The following is a 6,419-nucleotide window of genomic DNA, read 5'->3' as shown; positions in this document are numbered from 1 at the left end:
ACGCGGATCCGTCGGAAAGCCCGCGCAGCGCCTGGTGCAGATCGGCGACGAGGTCGTCCACCGATTCGATCCCGACCGAGAGCCGAACGAGGTCCGCGGGTACCGCGAGCGGCGAACCCTCCACCGAGGCATGGGTCATGCTCGCCGGATGTTCGATCAGGGATTCCACCCCACCCAACGACTCGGCGAGAGTGAACAGCCTGGTCCGGCCGCATGCCGCCACGGCCGCCTGGGGGCCGGCCCGAAGGGTGAACGAGACCATCCCCCCGAAGTCGCGCATTTGCTTCGCGGCGATGTCGTGACCCGCATGGCCGGTCGAACCCGGGTAGCGGACGGTCCCGACAGCGGGGTGCGTGGCGAGCTCGGCCGCGATACGCCGAGCGTTGTCGCAGTGCCGGTCCATCCGAACGGGGAGCGTCTTGACACCGCGCAGTACCAGCCAGCTGTCGAAGGGGCCGGCGACGGCGCCGGCCGCGTTCTGCAGGAACCGTAGCCGGGCGCCCAGGTCCGGATCGCCGACCACGAGCGCGCCGCCGACGACATCGCTGTGGCCACCGAGATACTTCGTCGTGGAATGCACCACCGCGTCCGCCCCCAGGGTCAGTGGCTGCTGCAGGTAGGGCGAAGCGAACGTGTTGTCGACCGTCAGCAGCGCCCCCGCGTCATGCGCCAGCGACGAGAGAGCGACGATGTCGGCGATGGACAGCATGGGATTGGTCGGGGTTTCGCACCACACCAGTCGCGTGGTGCCCGGACGGATCGCGACTCGCACCGCATCGAGGTCGGTGAGATCGATGCTGGTGTGGTCGACGCCCCAGTCGGCGAGCACCCGGGCGATGAGCCGGTAGGTGCCGCCGTAGGCGTCCGCCGGGATGATGACGTGGTCTCCGGGCCGGCAGACGGTTCGCAGCAGGGCGTCCGTCGCCGCCATGCCGGAGGAGAAAGCGAGGCCGACCGTCCCGCGTTCCAGCGCGGCGAGGCAGGTCTCCAGCGCGGTACGGGTCGGATTCGCCGAACGACTGTACTCGTAGCCGCTCCGAAGCCCACCCACGCCATCCTGGGCGAACGTCGAGGACTGGTGGATCGGCGTCACCACCGCTCCCGTGACGGGATCGGGCTCCTGGCCGGCATGGATCGCGATGGTCTCGAATCCCTCAGCGGGCTGCTCCATATGCATGACGCCACGCTAGGGCGTCCTCGATGATCGGTGCCGATCTAGCGGACGGCCAGGAAACTCAGCAGGTCGGCACGGGTAAGGATGCCGACGGGATTACCCTCGTCGTGTACCAGCACCGCGGGTTCGTCCCCGAGCACCGCGACGATCCGGGCCAGTGGCTCGCCGGTACCAACCATTGGAAGCGACGGCGACAGATGATCGGCGACCGGATCGTCGATGGCGGACCGGTCGGCGAAGACCGCCGCGAGCAGATGCCGCTCGATGACGGAACCCGCGACCTCCGCCGCCCGCAGGGGCGGTTCGTGCCGCACCACCGGCATCTGCGACACGTTGTACTCGCGCAGGTAGGAGATGGCGGCACCGACTGTCTCGGCCGGGTGGACATGCACCAGATCGGGGGGACCACTGGTCTGTTCGGCCTTGTTCCGCAGAACGTCCGAGACGGTCGGCTCGTTCGACGGCGGCTCCAGAAAGCCGTACTCGTACATCCATTCGTCGTTGAAGATCTTCGACAGGTATCCGCGGCCGGAGTCTGGAAGCAGGACCACAACGGCGTCGTCCGGGCCGAGCTCGCGAGCGACCCGGAGGGCGACTACCACCGCGAGCCCGCCTGATCCGCCCACCAGCAGCCCGCATTTCCTGGCCAGCTCGCGCGTCATCAGGAACGAGTCGCGGTCGCTGACCGCCTCCACCCGGTCGACGACCGTCTTGTCGTAGGTCGTCGGCCAGATGTCCTCCCCGACGCCTTCGACGAGGTAGGGCCGGCCGCTGCCACCGGAGTAGACCGAACCCTCCGGATCCGCGCCCACGATCTGCACGGTTCCGCCGGACGCCTCCTTGAGGTAACGGCCGACTCCACTGATCGTCCCGCCGGTCCCGATGCCGGCGACGAAATGGGTGACGCGACCGTTCGTGGCCTGCCAGATCTCCGGCCCGGTCGTAGCGTAGTGCGCAGCGGGATTGTTCGGGTTGGAATACTGATCCGGGCTCCAACCACCGGGAGTCTCGCGGACGAGCCGGCGGGCCACCGAGTAGTAGGAGCGGGGGTCGTCGGGTGCCACTGCTGTCGGGCAGATGACGACCTCGGCGCCGTAGGCGCGCAGGACGGCTCGTTTCCCTTCGCTGATCTTGTCGGGCATGGTGAACACGCAGCGATAGCCCCGCCGGGCCGCCACCAGGGCCAGGCCGACACCGGTGTTTCCGCTGGTAGGTTCGATGATGGTCCCACCAGGCGGAAGCAGTCCGGCCTCCTCTGCGGCGGCGACCATGGTCAGCGCCACCCGGTCTTTCACCGATCCACCGGGATTAAGGTACTCCAGCTTTGCCAGCACCGGCGTCGGCGTCGTCTCGATCGTCGGTGTGATCCGGACCAGCGGCGTGTTTCCGACAAGATCGATTACGTGGTCGAATGCCTGCATATCGGTCATCCGCGCATCACTTCCGCTCTCGAGAGAGGTAACCGGGGCGACACCTCGTGTCCACGGCAGGCGGGAGCCGGTTGGGCTACCCGAACCGGATCACCTCCTGGATACCGACGACCGTGGCCGGGAAGCTGCCTGCGCCAGGCGGCGGCGTACGTCACCTGCGTTCGTGCGGCCGCGACGGGCCGGTCGCGACCGGTCGGCATGGACTGCTGTCATGACAGTAGCGAGCAGGGCCGGAACGTGCCGGGCCGCGTGGCATCCACTCCGTTTGCGATGGCGTCCCCGGGGCAGATCATCGTGGTGTACCTGACGGTGTGTCATCGCGAGTTCCGATGACCGTGTCCGGACGGCCGTGTTCGGACGACCTGGGCTGGATTGGTACGATAAAGTCGGTGCCGATCGACGAGTGGCGGCCGATCGACAGTGGCGCCGATGTTCCCGGCAGGCTTGCCATCGGCGTTCACCACGATCCCGGTGTCGGACCGGGAGGGAGCGGGTCAGCTCATGCGCCTCGTGCTCAACGTCATCTGGTTGGTATTCGGTGGTTTCTGGCTCGCCGTCGGCTACGCCCTCGCAGCGCTTGTGTGCTTCATTCTCATCGTCACGATTCCCTTCGGGATCGCCGCCCTGCGGATGGCGAACTTCACCCTGTGGCCGTTTGGACGGCGCATTGTCGACCGACCCGGCGCTGGCGGGGCGTCCCTGGTCGGAAACGTGCTGTGGATCCTGCTGGCCGGTTGGTGGTTGGCACTGGGACATCTCACCACCGGCCTGGCACTCTGCCTCACCATCATCGGTATCCCGCTCGGGTTGGCGAACTTCAAACTGATCCCGGTCTCGCTGCTGCCGCTGGGTAAGGAGATCGTGGACGTCGACGCCCCCGTGGTCGGAGCCCGCGCGGCATTCTGAGCCGCTGCGGCAGGTCGAACGTGCTCGGACCGTGCTGCGCCGCCGCGCGAACAGAATGCCGGCCGCATGATCACAACGGCATGATCGACTATGCCGTCCCGCTCCACCGGTAGCGTCGCCAGCATCGCATACGTGCTTATACCGGTCTCATCTCGGGCGTCGCTCGCAGATCGGAGCATTCCGTAGGCGACAGCAGGCCCACAATGGTGTAGTAGATTTGATGGTGTGGAATGTGCGCGCAGGCCAGGAGGGTGACGCGGAAACCCTGGGCTCCCGAGGAGGGAGGTGAAATCATCGTGGACATCTGGGATGACCTTGCGCAGCGTAACAGCGCTCACCTGCGGGAACGATTCCTGACGGGGGACCTGGTAGCGGAAGGACCACAAAACGCGATTTTGGGTTCGTGGTGGCGCAGCCAGGTACTGAACGTGAGCCCGGACCGGTGCTCCCCCGTCTATGATCCGGATCTTGATCTGGACACGCGCCTGGTCCGCGCGGCCGACCCGGTACTCGACCGACTGGCATCCATGATCGCCGGGACCTGGGTGTGCGTGTGTCTCACCGACGACCAGGCAAGAATACTGGCGCACCGGGTCGGTGAGGCATCCTTCGGCCTACACCCTGGGTTCTGCGTCGCCGAGCACCTGGTCGGCACCAGCGCCGTAGCCCTCGCCCTCGTGGAAAGGCGCCCCGCCCGCGTCTCGGGTGCCGAGCACTTTGCTGACCTCTACCAACCGGACGCGTGCATATCCGCTCCCGTCCGCGACCCCCTCAGCGGGCGTATCGAAGGCGTGTTCAGCCTCATTTGCAGGCTCGCCGAGGCGAATCCGTCGGCGGAAGCCATAGTGGGGGAGGCTGGCCGCGCTATCGAACATCGCCTGCTGGAACAGGCGAGCGAGCGGGAACGCGCCTTGCTCCTGGCGTACCGGCAGGCCAAACACCGGATGCGGATACCGGCTGGCGGCGCACAGTTTCCGCTTGATCTCGATGCCGGGTCCGGCATCGAGATCAAGCATGATACTCGGCTGGTTTTGCAGGAGAAGGCCGCTGAACTGATCGCAGCGGGCCGGCCGACCGCCATCGAGGTATCCCTGCCGCACGGTCAGACTGCCACGCTGGTGTGCAGGGAGGTACGGACGAACTCCGCAGTGGCCGGGCTGGCCGTCGAGGTCGTCCTTCCCTTCGGGCCGCCCCGTCGCCTCATGACCAGCGCCGCGGCTGTGGCAGGACACCTCAACAGCCAGCCGCGGGGGGCCGACGCCGGTGCCCCGTCGGCGTCGGGGCTTTTCCTGCCGTATGCCGCGCTCAGCGCGCCCAGGCCGACGCCGCGACTGCCGGCGGGTGTACCCGACGCCACCCGCCCGGCCAGCACACCCGTGGCCAGCGCGTACCCGGCCAGCCGGCAGCCCGCCATCGGCGCGTCACTGCTGGCGATCGGGGAACAGGGAATCGGCCGTCTCGCGGTGGCGGCACGGCGACGCCTCACCCTGCTGTACGAGGCCAGTATGCACATCGGGACCACCCTCGACGTGACTCGGACCGCCGAGGAACTGGCCCAGGCAGCCGTGCCCGAACTCGCCGACGTCGTCACGGTGGACCTGTCGGAGTCTGTTCTGCGGGGCGAGGACTCGCTGCGTCCGACCGCACTGCTGCGCCGCGCCGCCCTGCACGGCATCCAGGAAGGCCTCGCTCTCTACCCGGCCGGTCACCAGATCAGCTTCCTGCCCTCCACGCCGCAGGCTCGGTGCCTGGCCAGCGGGCGAGCGGTGCTCGAGGCCGACCTGCACGCCGCTCCCGGCTGGCAGGCCCAGGACCCCGAACGCGTCGAGCAACTCCTCGCGCAGGGGATCCACTCGCTCATCACCGTCCCCCTGTGCGCCCGCGACGTGATGTTCGGGGTGGCCAGTTTCTGCCGCTCCCGGCAACCAGAGCCCTACGAGGACGACGACCTGGCCCTGGCCGAGGAGTTGGCCGCCCGCGCGGCGCTGTGCCTGGACAACGCCCACCGCTACACCCGCGAACGACAGCTGCACCACCAGGCCCTGCACGATCCGCTGACCGACCTGGCGAACCGCACGCTGTTGACGGCCCGACTGCAACGCGGACTTGCCCGGCGCCTCCACGACAATACGCAGGACAACACGCAGCTTGCACTACTGTTCTGCGACCTCGACGACTTCAAGAGCGTCAACGACAGATTCGGGCACGCGGCCGGCGACGACCTGCTTCGCGTAACCGCGGGTCGGCTGACGAGTTGCGCCCGTAGCACCGACACGGTTGCCCGCATCAGCGGCGACGAGTTCGCGGTCCTGCTGGAAGGCGGCTGCGTCGACCCCGAGTCCATCGGGCGGCGGATCCTGGAAACACTCCGCGTACCCTTGGTACTCGCCGGAACGGTTCATACAACCCAGGCCAGCATTGGGCTGGTCGTTGTCGACCCCGGCACCCAGGCCACCGCGGAAAGCGTGCTGAAACAGGCGGACTCCGCCATGTACGCCGCAAAACGGCGGGGTAAGGGCACCCTGGTGGTGTACCGGCCGGAGCTGTGCCCCGCCAGCGCCGAGGATGCCCTGCGCACCAGCCTCACCCACGCCGTACGCGGCGAGGATGGCGGCGGTACCCTCAACGTCAGCTATCAGCCGATCATCGAGCTCCACACCGGTCGGACCGTCGGTGTCGAGGCGGCGCTTCGGTGGGACGACCCGTCCTCCCGATCCGTTCCCCACCACCGTCTCACCCTCACCGCCCAGCAGACCGGGCTGGCCCCCGCACTGGAGCACATCCTGCTCGACCGGGCCTGCCGTGACCTCGGCCGATACCGAAGCACGGGCCATCCGGAGGTGGCCCTCCACATCCCCGTCTCGATCCTCGATGCCGCTGACGCCCGGTTCACGACCGAGGTGGTCAAT

At 68.0% G+C, this 6,419-nt stretch carries 4 protein-coding genes; 2 read left to right on the top strand and 2 right to left on the bottom strand.

Features of this window, described 5'->3' with window-relative positions:
* A partial coding sequence (locus AC08OX_RS06690) for a cystathionine gamma-synthase (RefSeq protein WP_476607013.1) occupies nt 1-1,177 on the bottom strand: 1,177 nt, incomplete at its 3' end.
* 38 nt (nt 1,178-1,215) lie between these two features.
* Nucleotides 1,216-2,595: a cystathionine beta-synthase gene (locus tag AC08OX_RS06685; protein ID WP_476607015.1), complete on the bottom strand. Its 1,380-nt coding sequence runs from the start codon at nt 2,593-2,595 to the stop codon at nt 1,216-1,218.
* A gap of 510 nt (nt 2,596-3,105) precedes the next feature.
* On the opposite strand from AC08OX_RS06685, the gene AC08OX_RS06680 reads away from it, so the two are divergent.
* Nucleotides 3,106-3,510 carry a YccF domain-containing protein gene (locus tag AC08OX_RS06680; RefSeq protein WP_476607014.1) on the top strand — a complete coding sequence of 135 codons (405 nt, stop codon included), beginning with the start codon at nt 3,106-3,108 and terminating at the stop codon, nt 3,508-3,510.
* Between the two features lie 296 nt (nt 3,511-3,806).
* The coding region (locus AC08OX_RS06675) for a diguanylate cyclase domain-containing protein (RefSeq protein WP_476607012.1) at nt 3,807-6,419 on the top strand (2,613 nt) is incomplete at its 3' end.

It is taken from the genome of Frankia sp. CoBUL1, from assembly GCF_978021245.1.
The sequence above is the reverse complement of the archived record's forward strand: the minus strand, read 5'-3'. Positions and strand labels throughout refer to the sequence as shown.

What these genes read in the sequence shown, in the direction of transcription:
- AC08OX_RS06685 (WP_476607015.1), bottom strand. Translation starts at nt 2,595, where the DNA reads ATGCAGGCATTCGACCACGTAATCGATCTTGTCGGAAACACGCCGCTG.
- AC08OX_RS06680 (WP_476607014.1), top strand. Translation starts at nt 3,106, where the DNA reads ATGCGCCTCGTGCTCAACGTCATCTGGTTGGTATTCGGTGGTTTCTGG.